The organism is Actinoplanes sp. CA-015351 (genome assembly GCF_050955685.1).
Taxonomy (GTDB): domain Bacteria; phylum Actinomycetota; class Actinomycetes; order Mycobacteriales; family Micromonosporaceae; genus Actinoplanes.
The window spans coordinates 4693061-4711716 of record NZ_CP192102.1; the positions used below are offsets into that span (position 1 = coordinate 4693061).

Below are 18656 nucleotides of genomic sequence, written 5' to 3' on the forward strand. Positions count from 1 at the left end.
TAGTGACGTTGTTCACGGTATTTGCCCGATTTGATCTTGTTCGTGCCCTGGAATGGCGGGCATTCCCGATTCACGAGGTCCGTCGTAATCAGCAGTAACAAAAAATGCCCGGCCGGGTGACTCCCGGCCAGGCATTTCGGTTGTTTTCCATCATCCGGCGATGATGACCGCCACCAATGCGAGCACCGCCGGAACCGTCTGGACGAACAGGATCCGCCGGCTCGCGGTCGCCGCGCCGTAAACGCCGGCCACCGCGACGCAGGCGAGGAAGAAGAGCTTCGCGGCGTACCCGGTGTCACCACCGGCAATCAGCCCTCCGACGAGACCGGCCGCGAGGAAACCGTTGTAGAGCCCCTGGTTGGCCCCGAGCACCTTGGTCTGCTGGGCGAACTCCTCGCTCAGCCCGAACGCCTTGCGCCCTTGCGGTTTCGTCCAGAGGAACATCTCCAGCACGAGAATGTAGACGTGGATCAGCGCAACCAGCGCCACCAGCACGTTCGCCAAGATGATCACGGCGACACCCTAGCGCGTGAACGAGCCGCCCTCCCCGCACGGTAAGCGTCACCGCCACCCGAACCCCCGGCCACGGCCCCACCGCCCGAGCCTCCTGCCCCGCCCCCGCCACTGCCGTAGGTGATCCGCCGCACCAGCGCCTCGAACGGCCCCCGCCACCCCGCCCGGCGCATCCCCTCAGCGACGACAACCGTGACCGCCCACGTGCAGGCAGCGAGCAGAGCCGTCCCCGCGACGGTCAGCTGCCCGGACAGGTCGAGCAGGAAGGGTGTGAACACCACAGCCCAGGTGACCGACTGCATCAGATAACAACTCATCGACCGCTCACCGGCAGCCGCGACAGCCGTCACGAGCCGATGACCGCGCCCGCCGGCACTCAGCCGGGCCGCCACCACGGCCAGCAGTGCCGCGTAGCCGAATCCACCCAGCGTGCCCGTCGTGCCGTGCAGAGCGACCACCCACCCCGCCATCGGCGCCTCGCTCACCCCACCGGCGATCAGCGCGAACGGCTGCGCCCCCAGAGCCGCGACCGTAATGCCGATCACGGCGGTCGTCAGCAGCAGGCCCCGGAACCGCTCCGGCTGCTCCAGAACACGCCGGCGGCCGGCCCACAGACCCACGGCGAACGGGCACAGGAACCCGAGCGGCCCGAGCACCGCGACGAACAGCGCGGCCGGCACCCGCTCGGTGACCATGACACCCAGGTCCGCCGGCAGCATGGCGGGATCCGGCGTCGCGGAGACGAGCCCGCCGGCGTCGTCCGGCAACGCGCCGATGGTCAGGAAGACCGCGGCGGTCACCAGCAGCCACCGGTCCGTCCAGCGGATCATCAGCGCGCCGGCGAGAAGCAGCACACCGTACGCCGCGAGGATGTCACCGACGTAGAACAGCACCGCGTCGGTGAGCCCCACGACGATCAACGCCGCGCTGCGCCGCCACAGCAGGCGGCGCACACCCCGCGGACCACGATCACGCTGCCGCTCGGCGATGCGGGCGGCGCCGTACCCGAAGAGCAGGCCGAACAGTGGGAACGCGCGCCCGTCGACGAATGTCGACAGCAACCAGGCCACGGCCGATCCACCCTGCGGATAGCCGCCGATCACCGGACCGGACTGCAGGAAGTAGTGCGTGTTGGCGAGGGCGATGAACAGCAGCATGAAGCCACGGGCCAGGTCGGGCCCCAGCGATCGTCCGGGCGGGTCGGCGCTCATGCCTCGACGCTAGGCACCGCCGCACCCGGCGGGCAGTTGCCGAAGGTTTAGATCTCACCTACCAAAGTCAGCGGGACAGTCTCAAGATGTAACGGTGCTCACCGGCTCCCCGCGCTGGTTGTGAACGGTCACCCGGGCTGGCACGGTCCCGGGCCGCGACGACGGTGTGCTGGGAGGGATCAAAAGCGGTCTCGGTAGGCATGACCGCAGCCTGCCCGCAAGAGCAGCCGCCGCCGTCCGTCAACCGGCTGCCGGCAGATCAGCCCGAGTCCACACCAGGTTCATCCGCACCGACCGGAACCGCCACCCCACCGGCGTACGCACCACCGTGAACGCCATCCGCATGCTGCTCGTCCGGTGCGGCGCCTGCCCCTCCCGGTAGGCGTGCACCAGCGAGTTCGCCGACGTCGAAGCCTCGTCGCCGGCAAGGTCGACCACGACATCGGTGAGCCGCCGCTGACTGCGCTCGCCGTCGATCCGTCCACGACGCAGGTTCTCGACCACGGTGGCGATGCCCTGAAACGTCCCGCCCTGGGGGTTGCGCACCTCGACATCGTCGGCATAAACGCTGCCGGCGTCCTCGAACCGCCCCTCGTCCAGGAACACCGCGAGACGCGCGTGCAGATCGGCGATCTCGATCCGGTCATCAGCCAGCATGGCTCTCCCCTATTCGTTGGTGCGGCCAACGATATACCTAAGTCGTTGGCCGTACCAACAATGTAGGGTCGCATCGTGGAAGAGATCCCCGCTCGCCTCAGCGCCAAGCCCACCTGGCTGATCACCCAGCTCTCGGTGTACGCGCACCGCCTGGCCACCGAGGCCTTCACCGCCGCCGGCGCCCGTGGCTACCACTACCGGATCCTCACCGCGCTCGACGAGTTCGGCGTCGCCAGCCAGGCCGACCTGGGCCGCCGCTGCAACATGGACCGCAGCGACGTCGTGGCGGCGATCAACGAGATGGCCGGCCAGGGTTACGTCGAACGAACCCCGGACCCCGCCGACCGCAGACGCAACCTGGTCTCCTTGACCGAAACCGGTCAGCAGCAACGGCAACGCCTCGAGGAATCCCTGGCACGAGCACAGGACGAGCTGCTCGCCCCGCTCACGGCCGCTGAGAAAACGACGCTGACCCACCTGCTGCACGAGGTGCTCACCCACCAGCGATCACACCGGTAAGCCGGCCTCCACCACCCAGCCACCACCCACCGCCGGGCCGGCACTCAACCGCCCACCCAGCTCCTGGATCCGCTCCCGCAGACCGGTCAGTCCCCGCCCGCCACCGACAGCACCCAGATCTGGTCCTGAACCGGGTGCGTTCTCCACGCGTACCATCAAGTGCTGGACCGAACCGCTCACCGTGACCCGCACGGCCGCGCCGGGCGCGTAACGCAAGGCGTTGGTGAGGCTCTCCTGCACCACCCGGAAAGCGAGATGCGCGACCGCCGCGGGCAGGCCGTCGCGCACCCCTTCGAACCGGCACGAGACGTCAAGACCGGACCGGGCCGCGCGATCCACCACCTCGCCGATCAAGGCCAGGTCCGGCCCCTCGGACGCCACCCCACCCAGCAGATCGACCAGTCGCTGGAGATCACCCCGACCCTGACGAGCCGATTCGGCGATGGCCGCGAACGCCTCCCGTGTCCGATCCGGATCACGATCCACCAGCCGCTGCCCGGCCGCTGCCTGAATGATCATCACGCTGATCGCATGGCCGACGATGTCGTGCAGCTCGGCAGCGATCCGCGCCCGCTCGTGCCGCAACGCCAGGGTCGTCCGGCTCGCGCTCACGGTCGCGTTTTCGGCTCCAGCACGACCACAAGGACAAGCCGTCCCCGCGCCTAGGCCAACATCGGGAAAAGGCGGATTTATCCGGCTTGATAGGCAGGCCGAAATCGAGCGCCTTCCGCCAGCCGGTCCCACGTCCGCGCGACCGCACGACACGACCGCACGACCGCACGACCGCACGACCGCACGACCGCACGACCGCACGACCGCACGACCGCACGACCGCACGACCAGCGTGTGGACCTAGGGCTCAGCGTGTTGATTTAGGGTGCGATCCGCACCCATTTTCGACACGCACACCGCCAAGCTGCTGTTCTGTGTCGAATTCAGGTTCGTATCGCACCTTTAATCGACACGCATCAGGAGTGCTGCGGCGAGCAGCGGGTTTGCGGGACGCCGGCGGCCTGCTTTCGTCGCTCTGCGTGTCGTGTCCGCGGGCATCACGTGCCGATCTTGGAAACTGGCCGAGTCTGGAGGCCCCACCGTGCTCCACATCGGCCGCCGGCCTGGCTCGCCGTGACCGTGCGTAACACTCCACAACCCGAAGTTTCCACGATCGCGGGACGGCCGGGCACGGCCCCTTCGCTACATCCACTACCGAAACGGCGAAGCTCGAGCGGCGGGGTGAACGTGTCGAACCCTGGCTCCAGGGCCGTGCCGTGAACAGTCATATTGAGAAGATCATCGATCTATTTCGTGCCGAGGCCCTGCTGCGGGACATCCCGGCCCCCGATGTGGAGCGTCGTGGGCCGGTGCTGCTGCCCGGCGACGCCGACGACCCCGTCCCGCCGCTGATCGTCACCGTCGACTGTGCCGTGCTGCCGGCCGGCGTGACCGATGCCGCTCGGCGGATTCGGCACCGACGACAACGGCGTAGCCCGGTCCAGGCCGTCATCCGCTTCACCGCGGAAGGCCGGAACGAGGAAAGGGAGGACCAGGAAAGGGAGGACGACGAAGGGGAGGACGACGAAGGGGAGGACGACGAAGGGGAGGACGACGGCGCCGCGGACTGGCTCCGGCTCGGCGAGTTCCACGGAGGCCGCCAGGGCGGCGCGACGAACTTCTGGATGATCCGCCGCGCCGGCCTGACCGCCCGCCGCTTCGAAAACGCCCGCGTCCTCGTCGACGGGAACCCGGGAAACGCCGACCAGAACCTGGGAAACGCCGACCAGAAACCGGGAAAAGCGGTCAGCCCGCCAGCGCCGGATAGTCGATGAAACCCTGGTGGTCGCCGCCGAAAGCGGTCGCCTTGTCCATCGCGTTGAACGGGCCGCCGGCCGCCAGCCGCGCCGGCAGATCCGGGTTGGCCAGGAACAACGCGCCATAAGAGATCAGGTCGGCGGTGCCGTCCTCGATCAGCGCGAGCGCCTCCGGGCCGGTTGTCTGCGGGTGGGTGAACGGGTTCAGGATGAACGTTCCCGGCCACTGCGCCCGCAGCCGGCGGGTCAGCTCGCGATCCGGGCTCTCCACCACGTGCAGATAGGCCAGCCCGAGCGGCGCCAGCCCGTCGAGCAACGCGGTGTACAGCTCGTCGACCCGCTCCTCGGCCATGTCGTTGTAGGGGTTGGCCGGCGAGATCCGGATGCCCACCCTCGCACCGCCGATCGCGGCCGCCACGGCGCCCGCGACCGCGATCGCGAACCGGCTGCGGCCTTCGACAGTTCCACCCCATTCATCGGTACGCGTATTCGCGCTGCTCGACAGGAACTGCTGAACGAGATACCCGTTAGCCCCGTGGATCTCGACACCGTCGAAGCCCGCCGCCACGGCGTTGCGCGCGGCGTCCGCGAAGTCGGCGATGGTCCGCTCGATCTCGCCGGTGGTGAGCTCGCGCGGCGTCTCGAACTCCTGCGCCCCGGTGTGCGTGAAGATCTGCCCGGCCGGCTTGACCGCCGACGGCCCGACCGGGTGCAGGCCGTCCGGCAGGATGCTGGGGTGCCCGATCCGGCCGGTGTGCATGAGCTGGGCGAAGATCACGCCACCTTCGGCGTGCACCTTGTCGGTGACCGTGCGCCAGCCCGCGATCTGCTCATCGGAGTGCAGGCCCGGTGTGTTGGTGTACCCCTGCCCGATCACCGACGGCTGAGTGCCCTCGGTGATGATCAGCCCGGCGCCAGCCCGCTGCGCGTAGTACGTCGCCACCATGTCGGTCGGGCTCAGCCCCGGACCGTACGCCCGGCTGCGGGTCATCGGCGCCATCACGATGCGGTTCGCCAGGGTCGTGCCGGCCAGGTCGTACGCGTCGAATGCGGTCGTCATGTTCAGTCCTTGGTGAAGAAGCCGGCGAAGCGGAAGTTCGTGCCGCGAACCAAGTTAGTTCGTGCCACGAAGCCCAGGCCCAGCCGCTCTGCATGATCAAGAACCAGCCGCGCGGCATGAGCAACTGCACCGGCAGCTGACCCCCGGCCCCTGCCTAAACCGTGCCGCCGCCGCAGACGATCGCCAGGACGGCGGTGAGGACGCCGGGGAAGCGTTGTTCCATCTCGGCGAGGCGTAGTTCGCAGCGGCGGAAGCGGCCCTCCTGGGTGACCCGGACCAGGCCGCTGGTCAGGAGCACGCCCAGATGGTGCGAGAGCGTCGACATCGTGACGCTCACCTGGAAACGGCCGGTGACCACGCCGTTCGAGGCCGCCAGCTGCCGGATCACCTCGAGCCGGACCGGGTCGGCGAGCGCGTCGAGCACGGTCGGCAGCTCGACGTCGTCGAGTGAGGGTGCCTGAACACCGCGCATGATCGCCCCTTGCCGTCGTCTTCCTGCTGCAAGAGTCGCACCACCGGCCCGGAAAGTTCCGGACACTCCCAGGAAGCGGTCAGGCCAGGAGCGGCCGTGCTTGACGCGTACCCTCGCAAGGAGCGCAAGCGGCGCGCCTGGCGCGGCCGCCGGTGTATCGTGGCGGCTTCCCTTCGTCGGTCACGGAGCGTGGTGATGACGCTGCGCAGGACGCGCGACGTGCAGGTCGCGGCTACCCGGGCGAGCATTCTGGACGCCGCTGAGCGGCTCTTCGCGGAGCACGGTGTGGCGGCGGTGTCGAGCCGGCAGATCAGCGAGGCGGCCGGGCAGGGCAACAACGCCGCCGTCGGTTACCACTTCGGGTCGAAGACCGACCTGGTCAGGGCGGTGATCCGGCGGCACGCGCTGCCGATGGAGGACGTGCGGCGAGCGCTGTTCGAGCAGCATCGCGACAGCGCCGATCTGCGGGATTTCGTCACCTGCGTGGTGTGCCCCTACACCGAGCATCTCGGCACGCTCGGCGCACCCACCTGGTACGCGCGATTCGCCGCCCAGGTGATCACCGATCCGGGGTTGCGGCAGCTCGCGGCGGAGGAGTTGCGGGATGCGCCGATGCTCGCGGCGGTGAGTGCGGCATTGCAGCGATGCCTACCGGCGCTGCCGGACGAGGTGTACCGGGAGCGGGAGGACATGGCGCACACGCTGATCGTGCATTTCTGCGCGCAGCGTGAGCGGGCCGGCACTCCTGATTGGACGGCGACCGCGACAAGTCTGGTGGATGCGGTGGAGGGACTTTTCCAGGCGCAACGGACTCTGAGACACGGGGGCTGACTTTTCGTCATGCACGTGCTTTAAATTGTGCCCTGACTTCGCATGATCCCCGGCGAAAGGGCCCCGTCGTGTCCGCATTCATCCCCCACCGGCTCAAGCCCGCCGACTTGGACGCGCTGCGTGCGCGTTACCGCGCGGAACGTGACCGCCGGATACGCCCGGACGGGGCGACCCAGTATCAGCGGGCGGCCGGCGAGTTCGGTTATTACGCGGCCGACCCGTACACCGAGCGGGTCGACCGGGCCCCGGTGACCGACCGGGTCGAGGCTGTCGTCATCGGCGGCGGGTTCGGCGGGCTGCTGAGCGGCGTCCGGCTGCGGCAGGCCGGCGTCCGGAGCCTGCGGATGATCGACGAGGCGGGTGATTTCGGCGGAACCTGGTACTGGAACCGGTATCCGGGCATCCACTGCGACATCGAGGCCACGGTCTACATGCCGCTGCTCGAAGAGGTCGGGTACGTCCCGCAGTGGCGGTACGCGCCCGGCGAGGAGATCCGGCAGCACTGCATCGCCCTGGCGAAGAAGTTCGACCTCTACGACGACGCCCTGTTCCATACAAGGGTGGTCGACCTCAAGTGGGATGAATCCCAGGAGGAGTGGACGGTCACCACGGATCGTGGCGATTCGTTTAAATCTCGATATGTCGTCATCTCCTCCGGCACGCTCTCGCAGCCGAAACTGCCCGGCATCCCCGGCATCGAGGACTTCCAGGGTCACACCTTCCACACCAGCCGCTGGGACTACGGCTACACCGGCGGCGACCAGAACGGCGGCCTGCACAAACTCGCCGGCAAGAAGGTGGCCGTGGTCGGCACCGGCGCCACCGGCATCCAGGTCGTCCCACACCTGGCCCGCGACGCCGAGCACCTCTACGTCTTCCAGCGCACCCCGTCCTCGGTGGACGTCCGCGACAACCGGCGTACCGATCCCGAGTGGGCCGCCTCCCTGCAGCCGGGCTGGCAGCAGGAACGGATGGACAACTTCCTCACCATCGTTACCGGCGGGTACGCCGAGCAAGACCTGATCGCCGACGGCTGGACCGGCACGGCCAAGCTCCAGCGGCAGATGCTGACCGGCTCCGTCGACCCGAACCTGCCGGCCGCCGAGCGGGAGTACCTCGACGAGCTGGCCGACTTCCGCAAGATGGACGAGATCCGGGCTCGCGTCGACGAGATCGTCGAGGACCCGGCCACCGCCGAGGCGCTCAAGCCCTGGTACCGCTACATGTGCAAGCGGCCGACGTTCAGCGACCACTACCTGCAGGCCTTCAACTCGCCGGACGTGACCCTGGTCGACACGGCGGACACCGGCGGCATCACCCGGATGACCGCGACGTCCATCGTGGTCGGTGACACCGAGTACGAGGTCGACTGCGTCATCTTCGCCACCGGTTTCGAGGTCGGCATCTCCGGCGTCATCTCCGGCACCCTGCCGGTGACCGGGCGCGGCGGCATGCCGTTGCTCGGTCACTGGCGCAACGGCCCGCGCAGCCTGCACGGCTTCTACAGCCACGGCTTCCCCAACCTGTTCCACCTGGGATCGCTGCAGAACGCCGCCTCGGTCAACTTCGTGCACGTGCTCCAGGAACAAGCCACCCACATCGGGGCTCTGGTCGCCGAGGCCACCGCCCGGGGCGTACGCACGATCGAGCCGACCGCCGCGGCCGAGGAACGCTGGATCGCCACCATCCGGGAGACCGCGCCGGTGAACGTCGATTTCCAGGCCGAGTGCACCCCCGGCTACTACAACGGCGAGGGCAACCCGCGCCCGGTCAACAACTCGTACGGTCCCGGGCCGGTCGCCTTCCACGACCTGCTGCGCCGCTGGCGCGCCGAGGGCGGTTTCGACGAGGTGATGTGACCCGGATCGGGTGTCGTCAAGAATAATTCCGGAAGTCGTGTCCGAAACGGCTCCTGCCGTTCGAGGAGCTGGTAGAAGACACGACTGAAGGAGATCACGATGACCCCCGACCAGGCCACCCGCTCGTTTCTCGGTTACGGCGTGCTCGCCGGCGCGTTCTACGTCATTGTCAGCCTCGCGCAGGCGCTGACCCGCGACGGCTTCCGGCTCGGCGAGCACGCCTGGAGCCTGCTCCAGAACGGCACGCTCGGCTGGATCCAGATCACCAACTTCGTCCTGACCGGCCTGATGACCGCCGCCGCGGCCTTCGGCCTGCGCCGGGCCGTGGGTGGCTGGGCTCCGCGACTGCTTCTTGGGTACGCGCTGAGCCTGATCGCCGCGGGCATCTTCACCGCCGATCCGGCGCAGGGGTTCCCCGCGGGTACGCCGGAGACGACCACGGTGAGCTGGCACGGTGTGCTGCACTTCGTGACCGGCGGGATCGGCTTCCTCTGCCTGATCGCCGCGTGCCTGGTGCTCGGCTCCCGGTTCGCGCGCGAGGGGCGTACCGGCCTGGCCTGGTTCTCCCGGGTCACCGGTGTCGTCTTCCTCGCCGCGTTCGCCGGGATCGCGAGCGGCTCGCACGGGCCGGCGACGCTCGCGTTCGTGGCCGCGGTGGTGCTCTCCTGGATCTGGCTCGCGACCGTTTCCGTTCACTACTACCGCGTCCTCGCCTGAAAGGATCCGGCCGTGCGTTATCTGATGATTCTGAAAGCGGCGCCGCCCGCCGGTCCGCCGCCGGCCGGCCTGATGGAGGCGATCATGAAGCTCGGCGGCGACGCCACGGCGGCCGGCGTCCTGCTGGACACCGCGGGCCTGGCCCCGAGCGTCGCCGGCGCCCGGGTGTCCCTGGCGGGCGGGGAGCTCAGCGTCACCGACGGCCCGTTCACCGAGACGAAGGAGACGATCAGTTACGCGCTGTACGAGGTGCGGTCGAAGCAGGAGGCCGTCGAGTGGGCCTCCCGGTTCCTGACCCTGCACCGGGACATGTGGCCGGGCTGGTCCGGCGACACCGAAATCCACCAGGTCCTCGGGCCGGAGGACTTCAGCTGACGGTGGATCCCCATGTCGTCGTGGAGACGGTCTGGCGGATGGAGTCTGCCAAGATCGTCGCCACCCTGGCCCGGCTGGTCCGGGACGTCGGGCTGGCCGAGGAACTCGCCCAGGACACCCTGGTGATCGCTCTGGAACAGTGGCCGTCCTCGGGCGTACCCGAGAATCCGGCGTCCTGGCTGATGGCGACCGCGAAGCACCGGGCCGTCGACCTGCTCCGCCGGCAGAGCCGGTACCGGGAGAAACTCGCCGAGGCGGGCCGGTCCATGGTGCCGTACGACGATCCCGATCTGGCGGCCGGCCTCGACGACTACGTCCGCGACGACCTGCTGCGGCTGATCTTCACGACCTGCCATCCGGTGCTGTCCACCGACTCCCGGGTGGCGCTCACCCTGCGGCTGCTCGGCGGGCTGACCACCGAGGAGATCGCCCGCGCCTGCCTGGTGCCGGAAGCCACGGCCGGCAAGCGGATCACCCGGGCGAAGCGGACCCTCGCCGAGAAACGGGTGCCGATCGAGCTGCCGCCACCGGCCGAGGCCGCCGCCCGGCTCGCCTCGGTCCTGCAGGTCATCTATCTGATCTTCAACGAGGGGTACGCGGCGACCGCCGGCGACGACTGGACCCGGCCGGCGCTCTGCACCGAGGCGTTGCGCCTGGGCCGGGTCCTGGCCGGGCTGGCGCCGGACGAGCCCGAGGTGCACGGCCTGGTCGCCCTGATGGAGCTCCAGTCGTCGCGAATCCCGGCGCGGACCACCGCGGACGGCGGCCCGGTGCTGCTGCAGGACCAGGACCGGCGGCGCTGGGACCGGCTGCTCGTACGGCGCGGCCTGGACGCCCTGGCCCGCGCCGCCGGAACGTACGGCCCCTACGTCCTGCAGGCCGAGATCGCCGCCTGCCACGCCCGGGCGCTCACGCCCGGCGACACCGATTGGGTACGCGTAGCCGCCCTCTACGAAGTCCTGTCCTACGTCTCGCCGTCGCCGGTGGTGGACCTGAACCGGGCCGTCGCGGTCGGGCACGCCGAGGGGCCGGCCCGCGCGCTGGCGATCGTCGACTCCCTGGTGCTGCCGGGTTATCCGCTGCTGCCCGCCGTCCGCGGCGATCTGCTGGAGAAGCTGGGCCGCCGCGACGAGGCCCGCGCCGAGTTCCGCCGGGCCGCCGCGATGACCGGCAACGCCCGCGAGAGGAGCATCTTCGCGGCACGGGCAGGCGAATAGAAATGATTTAGCCTAAATACCTGGTTCAACCGTTTTATACATGGGCATTCGATGACGTCGCTGGCGGCTGGGGAGGTGGCGCGTGTTCGGATCCGACAAGGTGCTGTCCGGCGACCCGGCGCGGGCGGCCCCCGCCCAGGACCACCGGGACGGCGACGGCGTGCTGCCGCCCCTGAGCAGCGCCGCGCTGCTGGACAGCATCCAGGAGGCGTACTTCGCGGTCGACGCGGGCGGGATCGTCCGCGGCGTCAACCGGGCCACCCAGGACCTGCTGGGCTTCGACACCCGGGAGGTGTGCGGGCGCCACCTGGACGAGACGCTGTCGCCCGAGCACGACGCGGAGCCGATCGCCCCGGCCCTGGAACGGCTGGTCGCGGCCGGCCCGGCCCGCCCGGTCGTCCGCGAGCTCACCGTCCGGCATCGCGACGGTCACCGGGTGACCGTCCGGGCGTCGCTGTCGGTGGCCAGGGGCGCGGCCGGCGCCGTCGCATGCGTGTTTCTCACCGACCTGTCCGCCGAGGTCACCGCCGACCGGGACGCGGGCTTTCTGACGGCGCTGCTCGACAGCCTGTCCGTCGGAGTGATCGCCGTCGACGGCGACGGCCGGGTGATCGTGGTCAACCGGGCGCTGCGCCAGGTCCAGCACCGCCCGCCCTCCGACGTCCCCCGGTCGATCCCGGACTACCTGTACGACACCTCGATGCGTCCCCTGACCTGGGAGCAGACCCCGGTGATGCGGGCCCTTCGCGGTGAGCACGTCGATGGCCTCGATCTGATGGCACGTGCCCCGGACGACCGGCTGCTGACGTTCGCGTCGGCCGCGCAGCCGATCATCGGCCGCGACGGGCGGCGGCTCGGCGCGGTGGCGGTGGCGCACGAGGTCACCGCGATGCGACGGGCGGAACGGTTCGGCGCCTGCCGCAAGGAGGTCGAGCAGGCCCTGGGAGCGTCGTCGTCGATCGCCGAGGCCGCTCCGGCGGTGCTGAGCGCGGTCACCGCGGCGCTGGGCTGGCCGTGCGCGGAGCTGTTCATCATCAACGAGGCCACCGGCGGGCTGCACGCGGTCGGGCACCACAGTCACACCGACGCGGACCTGGAAGAGATGTTCGGCCACACGCCACGCCGGGGCCAGGGTGTCACCGGCCGGGTGTGGGAGACCGGGGAGCCGCTGTGGGTGCCGGACATCACCGCCTACGCCGATCTGGTCACCGCGTACGAGCGGGAGCGGGTCGACTTGTGCTCCCGCCACGGCATCCGGACCGCGCTGGCCATCCCGGTTCGCGACGGGGGAACCCTGCTCGGGGTGCTCACCTGTTACTCCGGCCTGCCGGAGGTCGACGAGGAGCTGCTGACCCTGCTGCTCGACGGTGTCGCCGCGCAGATCGGTGTCTACGTCGCGCTGCGCCGCGCCGAGGAGCTGGCCCGGCAGCTGCACCGATCGCAGGACGACTTCCTCGATCTGGTCGGCCACGAGCTGCGTACCCCGCTCACCGCGATCACCGCGAACGTCGCGATGCTCACCGAGGAGACCGTCGGTCTCGACCCGGAGCTGCGGCAGATGATGGAGACCGTCGCCCGCAACACCGGGATGCTCCAGCGGATCGTCGACTCCCTGCTCGACCTGGCCGCCCTCGAATCCGGCCACGAACAGCTCGCCGACGACCGGGTCGACCTGGCCGCGGTCGTCGCCGACGCGGTCGCCGCGATCCGGATCACCGCCGCCGAAGCGGGTGTCCGGCTCGTCACCGAGCTCACCCGCGGCCTGGCCGTGCCGGGTGAGGCGCGCCGGATCCGCCAGGTGGTCGACGATCTGCTGTCCAACGCGGTGAAGTACAGCCCGGCCGGCACGGAGGTCAGCGTCGGCCTGCGCGTCGCCGATCACGGTGCCGAGCTGAGCATCGCCGACCACGGCATCGGCACCCCGGCCGGCGAGCAGGATCAGGTCTTCGAGCGCTTCTACCGGGCCAGCAACGTACGCCATCACGGCGTGCCCGGCAGCGGCCTCGGGCTCAGTCTGGCCCGCGCGATCGTGCGCCTGCACCACGGCACGATCACCCTGGCCGGCAACGAGCCGGTGGGCACCGTGGTGTGCGTACACCTGCCGTTCGACCCGTCACCGCGCTGACCTCGATGCGGCACGCGCTGTCCAGGGCTCGCCGGGCCGTGCGAGACTGCGGCTTCCACCTGCGAGGGAGCCCGCGATGTTCGACCACTTCGTCTGGGAAGTCGTGATCTGTCCGGCCCTGATCGCCGTGGTGATCCGCTTGCTGGCCGATCGGCTGCGCCCCGAGGCCGCCGCGATCTTCCTGGTCACGTCACTGGTCGCCACCGCGGCGGGCTGCCTGCTCACGCTCGCCGCGTTCGCACTCAAGGCCGTCGCCGAGCTGCCGTTCGCCGCGTCGCCCCTGCACATCTCGGACGCGTACGTGCGTGCCGACACGGCCCGCGAGCCGTGGGTGTCGTGGCTGTCACTGGTGTTGCTGGTCGCGGCGCTGGCCGGTATCACCCGGGTGTGGCGTACCCATCACCGCGATGCCGTGTACGCCCGCCGGTTCGCCACCCTGCCGGTCGCCGGCGACGGTGTCGTCCTGCTCGACGACGAGCGGGCCGAGGCGTTCGCGGTGCCCGGCACGCCCGGCCGGATCGTCGTCACCACCGGCATGCGCGCCGCCCTCGACGACTCCCGGTACGCGGCCCTGCTCGCCCACGAACGCGCCCACCTGACCGCCCGGCACCACGTCATGGTGCTGCTCGTGCACCTGTCGGCCGCCGTCCACCCGGCGTTCCGCCTGCTGGTACGCCCCTTCGACTACCTGATCGAACGAGCCGCCGACGAACGCGCCGCCACCGAGGTCGACGACCGCCGGGTGGTCGCCCACGCCATCGGCGCCGCCGCGCTGGTGTCCGAGCACACCCACCGCGCCGGCAGCCTGCGGATCGCGCCGTCGCGCCGGGACCTGCGCCGCGCCGGAGCCGTGCCGCGCCGGGTGGCGTCGCTGATCGCACCGCGCCGCGCCCGGTCGCTGCTGCCGCTGCTGATCCCGGCCGCGGTCGCGGCGTTCTCGCTCGCGTGGACCGCCGAGTGCGTGCTGGACCTGGGCCAGCTGCTGGCGGCCGCCCACCACTGATCTTCTGCCGGAACGAGGTCTCAGGTCTCGTCGTCGAGCAGCCGGCGCAGCAGGTCCTCGTCGCCCGGCCGCAGCCCGGCCACGAACCGGCGCAGCACGGTGGCCCGATCCGTTCCGGCGCCGAGCGCCGCGTTCATCCGCTGCGCCGCGACCGAGGCCTCGTCGGTGAGTGGCGCGTACCGGAACGACCGGCCGTCGCGGTATCGCGCTGCCATGCCCTTGTCGTGCATCCGGGTCAGGATCGTCACCACCGTGCTGTACGACAACGGCGAGGTCAGCCGGGCGAGCACGGCACGCGGGGTGAGTGGCTCGGACGCCGCGACGAGGACACGAAGCACCTCGGACTCGAGGGCGCCGGCCGGCCGGCGCGCCGGTGACTCCCCATCGTGCGGCACCCCGGCAGCATAGCCGCCCGGCGATATGTCGAAGATCAGGAGTTCCTGGGAAATCCCTTTGTTAGGACTCCTTTCAGTACGACAGAATCGGCTGATGTTGTGGACCGCCACCTTCACCCGATACTTCGTCGCCCGGGCGGTCTCGGTCTTCGGCGACGCGATGCTGACCGTGGCCGCCGCCCTCGCCGTCGGCCGGGTGTACGGCGCCACCGGCGTCGGCGTGGTGCTGGCCGCCTGGATGGTGCCGTTCCTCGGGTTCATCCTGTTCGGCGGGGTGTTCGCGGACCGGATCGGCGCCCGCCCGCTGATGCTCGGCGCCGACGTCGTCCGGACCGTGACCCAGGCCGTCGTCGCGGTCGCGTTCTTCACCGGCACACCCGCGCTGTGGCTGCTCGTCGCGTGCTCCGCGGTCAGCGGCACCGCCGCCGCGATGTTCCAGCCCGGCGTGAACGGCATCGTCCCCCAGGTGGCGACCGACCCGCACCGGGCCAACGCCACGATCCGGATGGCGAACGCGGTCGCCGAGCTGCTCGGCCCGGCCGTCGCCGGCATCCTGTTCGGCTTCTTCGGTGCCGGCCCGGTCTACGCCGTCGACGCGGCCACCTTCGCGATCAGCGCGCTCTGCCTGGCCGGCCTGCGTGTCGACAAGGTCAGCCGGGCCGCGAACTCCACGCTGAGGGATCTCCGCGACGGCTGGCACGAGTTCCGATCGCGTACCTGGATCTGGAGCGTCATCCTGGTCTGGGTCTTCTTCGGCGTCTTCCTGTTCGGCCCGCTCATCCCGCTCGGCGCGGTGCTGGTCAGTGACGGGCTCGGCGCTCCCGCGTACGGATGGATGCAGTCGGCGGTCGGAGCCGGAACGATCCTCGGAGGTCTCACCGCGCTGCGCCTCAAGGCGCATCGGCCGCTCGCGGCCGGCGCCGTCGTGCTGTTCGGCTTCATGCTGCTGCCGCTGGCGATCGCGCTGCACGCCGGACTGCCGGCGCTGCTCGCGGCGGCCGCGGTCAACGGGTTCGCCTGGGCGTTCTGGTCGATCCAGTGGCAGACCAGCGTGCAGACCCAGGTGCCGCCGGACGTGCTCAACCGGGTCACCTCCTACGAGGTGCTCGGCTCGACCGGCAGCCTGCCGATCGGTCAGGCCCTGGCCGGCCCGGTCGCCGCGGTGGCCGGGGCGGAACGGGTCCTCGGCACCTCGGTCGTGGTCGGTGTGCTCGGCTGCGCGGCCCTGCTGCTGATTCCGGCCGTGCGCGGCCTTCGCCGCGCCGGCGAGGCCGAGCAGGGTCTTCGCCGCGCCGGCGAGGCCGAGCAGGGCCTTCGCCGCGCCGGCGAGGCCGAGCAGGGTCTTCGCCGCGCCGGCGAGGCGGACTACAGTGCCGGGGATGCGGCTGGTGTCCCGTCTTCTGCTTCCCTGCCTGCTGCTTCTACCCGCCGGGTGCGGCGGGGAGAGCCGTGACGAGCCGCTGAGTCTCAGCGTCACCGCCGAGCAGTGGCGCGTGCACGAGGTGAACCGGCAGCTGGCGATCGCCCTGCACAACAACGGCCCGGCCCCGGTCCAGGTGAAGCGGGTCGAACCGGTGCTGCCGTCCTTCGAGGGCGAGGCCCCGGCCGGCACCGACGCGGTGCTTCCGGCAGGCGGGCTCCGGGTGGACGTTCCGGTACCCTTCGGCACCGGTGGTTGCGTACCCACTCAGGCCGCGCCGTCGCAGGTGATCGTGGACGCGCGCCCGGAGGGCGCGACGGACTGGCAGCGCGTCACGCTCGATCTGCCGGACCCCAACCCGCTGCTGGACAAGCTGCTTGCCATCGATTGCGCAGCCCAGAGGGTACGCGAGAGCGTGACGCTGCGCTTCGGTGCGTGGCAGGACCTCGGCGCCGGCGGGGTGCGCGGCAGCCTCGTGGCCGAACGCACCGCCGCCGCCACCGGAACCATCCGGGTGACCGAGCTTGACGGCAACGTGCTCTATCGTCTGGCGTTCCCGGGCGCTGCCGAGGCCACCGTGACCGCCGCGTCGCCGGCCGCGGCCATCGACATCGTGGTGACGCCGCTGCGCTGTGACCCGCACGCGTTCGCCGAGGTGAAGAAGCCGTTCGAGTTCCCGGTACACGTCGCCCTGGACGACGCCGAGCCACTCGTCAGCACGGTGCCGGTGGACGACGACGACAAGAGCGCCCTCGACACCATGCTGCGGCGGATCTGCAAGGTCCCTTGATCTTTTTACGTGGATCGGGCGGTGAAGAACGACACCGCCTCGGCGAGAGCGAGATCGGTCAGCTCCGGGTCGTGGCGCGGGCCGACATCGCGCATGAACGCGTGCTCCCCGCCCCGGTAGACGTGCAGCTCGACGTCGTCGTGCCCGGCCGCATAGAGCGCCGACACGATCTGCAGCCGCGCGCCGGCCGGCACGTGCGGATCGTTCGAGCCGAAAACGATCAGCAGCCGCCCCGCGATGTCGGCCGCCCGCGCCAGCGAACCGGCGTCGTCAGCGCCGAGCGACCCGTTCTGCAGCCCGGTCGGATAGAAGCAGACGGTCGCCTCCACCCGCTGATCGAACGCCGCCCGGAACGCCAGATGCCCGCCGAGACAGAACCCGGTCGCGAACAGCGCCGTGACGTCGTCGCGCGCCGCCATCCAATCAAGAACGGCCACCCGGTCAGCGTCGAACGCCGCCGTCGTGGTCGCCGCCGCGGCATCGAGCCCGGCCTTCTTCCCCGCGTCGTCGAACTCGAGTGCCACCCCGGCGACCGCCCCGTGCGGATAGATCTCCGGCACCACCACGACAAACCCCGAGGCTGCCAGGCGGCGCGCGGTCCGCAGCGTCGACTCGGTCAGCTGAAAGATGTCGGTGTAGAGCAGCACCCCGGGCCACCGCCCACCACCGACCGGCGCGATCACCGCCGTCCGGATTTCCCCGGCCGCCGACGGCACCGAGACAACGTCCTCAACCAGTTTCATGATCCGGACCCTACTTCCACAACCGGACACCGGCCGCCAACTCCCCCACCCGTCCCCCACCGAGGTAGCGCCCACCATCCCCGGTCCGGCCCGCGGCCGGTTCATCAGGTTCCGCTCGCCGCCGAGCCGGCCCCCGGAGCGCTCGGCGCCGAGCCGGGCCCCGGAGCGCTCGCCGCCGAGCCGGCCCCCGGAGCGCTCGCCGACCCACAGGACCCAGCGCCGGTCGGCGGCCGGATCCGCTGCGCGCCAGCCGGCAATCGTGTGCGCAGCCTGCCGGACGGCCGGGGTTGCGCAGGTCGCGGGGTGGATCAGGTCGCAGGTGGATCAGGTCGCACACAACGCCACCGTGTGCCCGGATCCACGCCCTGACCGTGATGAAGTCTCACCGACCGCAACCGTGCGACCCCACCCACGCCGGACGGAACAACCGTGCGACCCCACCCACGCCGGACGGAGCAACCGTGCGCGACGTACCGCAGCCGCTCCGGCAGCACGGTGACCGCGTCGCCCGCTCCACGCGCCACGTAGCTCCGAGCCCACGGTGGGCTCTCACCCTGTCTCCCGGAGCCGCCCGTTGTCCGCCCTTCCCCGCCCCGCACCGGCGCGCTGAGAAGGCGCCATCCGATGGTGCGACATCGCTCAAGATCCCGAAGGGCCGGCCGCGACGCCGCCGGCTACGTCACTCGTCTCAGCGAATTCTCACGGTGGGTAAGCGCCGGGCCGGGCATGCCACCGTCGCCGGCCCGATCTTGGCAACCTGTGGGCGCTCCGGCCACCACAGGTTGCCACAAAGCTGGAACTCTCCACCGTTGTGGTGGCAGCGCGTCACCGGGAGTGCTCGCGGACGAGCCGGCATCGACACGCCACGGCGGCGGCTTCCCTGGACATCGTGAGTTCGCGGTCGAACGGCCGGCCGAACCGCACAAGATCTGACCGGACCA

The 18656-nt window shown here is 70.6% G+C and carries 19 protein-coding genes; 11 read left to right on the plus strand and 8 right to left on the minus strand.

Features of this window, described 5'->3' with window-relative positions; all coding sequences use genetic code 11:
* Positions 1-150 precede the first annotated feature (150 nt).
* The 3 genes from ACQP2E_RS21790 to ACQP2E_RS21800 all read right to left on the minus strand — a co-directional run bounded on the left by ACQP2E_RS21790 (position 151) and on the right by ACQP2E_RS21800 (position 2381).
* Complete coding sequence (locus tag ACQP2E_RS21790; protein WP_433824778.1) at positions 151-513, minus strand: DUF1304 domain-containing protein; 363 nt, start codon at positions 511-513, stop codon at positions 151-153.
* Complete coding sequence (locus tag ACQP2E_RS21795) at positions 510-1724, minus strand: DUF418 domain-containing protein (RefSeq protein ID WP_433824779.1); 1215 nt, start codon at positions 1722-1724, stop codon at positions 510-512. The genes ACQP2E_RS21790 and ACQP2E_RS21795 overlap by 4 nt, the downstream gene beginning before the upstream one ends.
* Before the next feature lie 240 nt (positions 1725-1964).
* Positions 1965-2381 carry a nuclear transport factor 2 family protein gene (locus tag ACQP2E_RS21800; protein ID WP_433824780.1) on the minus strand — a complete coding sequence of 139 codons (417 nt, stop codon included), beginning with the start codon at positions 2379-2381 and terminating at the stop codon, positions 1965-1967.
* Positions 2382-2456: 75 nt separating this feature from the next.
* Here ACQP2E_RS21800 and ACQP2E_RS21805 point away from each other — a divergent pair, with 75 nt between their 5' ends.
* Positions 2457-2900, plus strand: a complete 444-nt coding sequence (locus ACQP2E_RS21805) for a MarR family winged helix-turn-helix transcriptional regulator (protein WP_433824781.1) — start codon at positions 2457-2459, stop codon at positions 2898-2900.
* On the opposite strand, the gene ACQP2E_RS21810 is transcribed toward ACQP2E_RS21805, so the two are convergent.
* A complete protein-coding gene (locus ACQP2E_RS21810; protein WP_433824782.1) occupies positions 2889-3512 on the minus strand; it encodes a sensor histidine kinase in 624 nt (207 codons plus the stop codon). The genes ACQP2E_RS21805 and ACQP2E_RS21810 overlap by 12 nt on opposite strands.
* Positions 3513-4168: 656 nt before the next feature.
* On the opposite strand from ACQP2E_RS21810, the gene ACQP2E_RS21815 reads away from it, so the two are divergent.
* Positions 4169-4726, plus strand: coding sequence for a hypothetical protein (locus ACQP2E_RS21815; protein ID WP_433824783.1), 558 nt, complete (start codon positions 4169-4171; stop codon positions 4724-4726).
* Here ACQP2E_RS21815 and ACQP2E_RS21820 read toward each other — a convergent pair.
* On the minus strand, positions 4698-5768 hold the full coding sequence (locus ACQP2E_RS21820; RefSeq protein ID WP_433824784.1) for an alkene reductase: 1071 nt from the start codon (positions 5766-5768) through the stop codon (positions 4698-4700). The two genes, ACQP2E_RS21815 and ACQP2E_RS21820, sit on opposite strands and share 29 nt — an antisense overlap.
* Before the next feature lie 154 nt (positions 5769-5922).
* Positions 5923-6240, minus strand: a complete 318-nt coding sequence (locus tag ACQP2E_RS21825) for an ArsR/SmtB family transcription factor (RefSeq protein WP_433824785.1) — start codon at positions 6238-6240, stop codon at positions 5923-5925.
* Positions 6241-6435: 195 nt separating this feature from the next.
* Here ACQP2E_RS21825 and ACQP2E_RS21830 point away from each other — a divergent pair, with 195 nt between their 5' ends.
* From ACQP2E_RS21830 to ACQP2E_RS21860, 7 genes are all read left to right on the plus strand, one after another.
* Entirely contained in the window at positions 6436-7071 is a 636-nt protein-coding gene (locus tag ACQP2E_RS21830) for a TetR/AcrR family transcriptional regulator (RefSeq protein ID WP_433824786.1), read from the plus strand.
* A gap of 68 nt (positions 7072-7139) precedes the next feature.
* The gene (locus tag ACQP2E_RS21835; protein ID WP_433824787.1) at positions 7140-8930 is read left to right on the plus strand and encodes a flavin-containing monooxygenase; all 1791 of its coding nucleotides are present in this window, start codon (positions 7140-7142) and stop codon (positions 8928-8930) included.
* A 99-nt stretch (positions 8931-9029) separates the two neighbouring features.
* On the plus strand, positions 9030-9647 hold the full coding sequence (locus ACQP2E_RS21840; protein WP_433824788.1) for a DUF998 domain-containing protein: 618 nt from the start codon (positions 9030-9032) through the stop codon (positions 9645-9647).
* A gap of 12 nt (positions 9648-9659) precedes the next feature.
* Complete coding sequence (locus ACQP2E_RS21845) at positions 9660-10022, plus strand: YciI family protein (protein ID WP_433824789.1); 363 nt, start codon at positions 9660-9662, stop codon at positions 10020-10022.
* Between the two features lie 38 nt (positions 10023-10060).
* Positions 10061-11239, plus strand: a complete 1179-nt coding sequence (locus ACQP2E_RS21850; RefSeq protein ID WP_433824790.1) for an RNA polymerase sigma factor — start codon at positions 10061-10063, stop codon at positions 11237-11239.
* A gap of 82 nt (positions 11240-11321) precedes the next feature.
* Positions 11322-13364 (plus strand): ATP-binding protein, encoded by a 2043-nt coding sequence (locus tag ACQP2E_RS21855; RefSeq protein ID WP_433824791.1) that lies wholly within the window; start codon positions 11322-11324, stop codon positions 13362-13364.
* Between the two features lie 76 nt (positions 13365-13440).
* A complete protein-coding gene (locus tag ACQP2E_RS21860; RefSeq protein WP_433824792.1) occupies positions 13441-14367 on the plus strand; it encodes a M56 family metallopeptidase in 927 nt (308 codons plus the stop codon).
* A 20-nt stretch (positions 14368-14387) separates the two neighbouring features.
* Here ACQP2E_RS21860 and ACQP2E_RS21865 read toward each other — a convergent pair whose 3' ends face one another.
* Complete coding sequence (locus ACQP2E_RS21865) at positions 14388-14762, minus strand: BlaI/MecI/CopY family transcriptional regulator (RefSeq protein ID WP_433824793.1); 375 nt, start codon at positions 14760-14762, stop codon at positions 14388-14390.
* A gap of 94 nt (positions 14763-14856) precedes the next feature.
* Between ACQP2E_RS21865 and ACQP2E_RS21870 the strand changes: the two genes are divergently transcribed.
* Together ACQP2E_RS21870 and ACQP2E_RS21875 are read left to right on the plus strand one after the other, a co-directional pair.
* Positions 14857-16215: an MFS transporter gene (locus ACQP2E_RS21870; RefSeq protein WP_433824794.1), complete on the plus strand. Its 1359-nt coding sequence runs from the start codon at positions 14857-14859 to the stop codon at positions 16213-16215.
* Positions 16151-16972 (plus strand): hypothetical protein, encoded by an 822-nt coding sequence (locus ACQP2E_RS21875; RefSeq protein WP_433824795.1) that lies wholly within the window; start codon positions 16151-16153, stop codon positions 16970-16972. Before ACQP2E_RS21870 ends, ACQP2E_RS21875 begins: the two co-directional genes overlap by 65 nt.
* Positions 16973-16977: 5 nt before the next feature.
* On the opposite strand, the gene ACQP2E_RS21880 is transcribed toward ACQP2E_RS21875, so the two are convergent.
* Positions 16978-17715, minus strand: coding sequence for a dienelactone hydrolase family protein (locus tag ACQP2E_RS21880; RefSeq protein ID WP_433824796.1), 738 nt, complete (start codon positions 17713-17715; stop codon positions 16978-16980).
* Positions 17716-18656: the final 941 nt, after the last annotated feature.